Genomic DNA, 1,658 nt, shown 5'->3' with positions numbered 1-1,658 from the left:
GAATTAAACAAGAACTTTAAGAAATACAGAAAAACTCACAACGAAGGAGTTTTCGATGCTTATACAGAAGAAACAAGAAAAGCTAGAACAGTTGGTCTTTTAACTGGACTACCTGATGCTTACGGAAGAGGAAGAATCATAGGTGACTATAGAAGAATAGCACTATACGGAATGGACTTCCTAATAGCACAAAAGAAGAAAGATTTAAAAGAATTAAAAGGATCTTGTGATGAAACTATAAGACTTAGAGAAGAAGTTTCAATGCAAATCCGTGCTATGCAAGAATTAAAAGCAATGGCATTATCATATGGAATAGATATATCAGCACCAGCTTCAAATGCTGTAGAGGCAGTTCAATTCGTATACTTTGGATACTTAGCTGCAGTAAAAGAAAATAACGGAGCAGCAATGTCACTAGGAAGAAACACTACTTTCTTAGATATATTCATAGAAAGAGATCTTCAAAGCGGAGCTATAACAGAAGCAGAAGCTCAAGAAATAATAGATCAGTTTGTTATAAAACTAAGAATGGTAAGACACTTAAGAACTCCTGAATACAATGACTTATTTGCAGGAGACCCTAACTGGATAACTGAATCAATCGGTGGAGTTGGAGTTAACGGAAAGTCATTAGTTACTAAAACAGCTTTCAGATTCTTACACACACTAACAAACTTAGGACCAGCACCAGAGCCAAACATGACAGTGCTTTGGTCAGACAAACTTCCTAAAGGCTTCAAGAAATATTGTGCTGAAATGTCAATAAAGACAGACTCAATCCAATATGAAAATGATGATATAATGAGACCAATATATGGAGATGACTACGCTATAGCTTGCTGTGTATCTGCTATGGAAGTAGGTAAGAGAATGCAGTTCTTCGGAGCAAGAACAAACTTAGCAAAAGCATTACTTTACGCTATAAACGGTGGAGTAGATGAAAAGAAAAAAGCTAAGGATGGCAGCTTAATAGAAGTAGTACCTGGAATAGAAAGAATAACTGATGAAGTTCTTGATTTCGATAAAGTAATGGCTAACTATGACAAAGTATTAAAATATGTAGCTGAGCTATATGTTGATACAATGAACACAATACACTACATGCACGATAAATATGCTTATGAAGCAGGACAAATGGCTCTTCACGATACAAAGGTTAAGAGATTCATGGCATTTGGTGTAGCAGGATTATCAGTTGCAGCTGACTCCTTAAGCGCAATAAAATTTGCTAAAGTTAGACCAATAAGAAATGAAGAAGGAATAACAGTTGACTTTGAAATAGAAGGTAACTTCCCTAAATACGGAAATGATGATGATAGAGTAGATGATATAGCAGTAGAATTAACAAAGAAATTCTCAACTGAGCTTAAGAAGCATAAGACATATAGAAATGCAGATCACTCACTATCAGTGTTAACTATAACATCAAATGTTGTTTATGGTAAGAAGACAGGATCAACTCCTGACGGAAGAAAAGCTGGAGAAGCTTTTGCACCAGGAGCAAACCCAATGCACGGAAGAGATGAGAATGGAGCTTTAGCATCACTAAACTCAGTAGCTAAAATACCATACAGGGAATACTGCCAAGACGGTGTATCAAATACATTCTCAATAATACCAGATGCACTTGGAAAAGATGAAGAAAGCAGAATAAATAA

The 1,658-nt window shown here is 35.7% G+C and carries 1 protein-coding gene; it reads left to right on the top strand.

Going from position 1 to position 1,658, the window contains the following annotated elements; translation table 11 throughout:
* Nucleotides 1-1,658, top strand: a 1,658-nt coding sequence (locus I6U51_RS24540) for a pyruvate formate lyase family protein (protein WP_211145165.1), incomplete at both ends; no start/stop codon positions are given.

Source organism: Clostridium aciditolerans (assembly GCF_016316925.1).
Taxonomy (GTDB): domain Bacteria; phylum Bacillota; class Clostridia; order Clostridiales; family Clostridiaceae; genus Clostridium_AM; species Clostridium_AM aciditolerans.
Note: the sequence above shows the minus strand (reverse complement) of the source record. Positions and strands in the feature narration are given on the sequence as shown.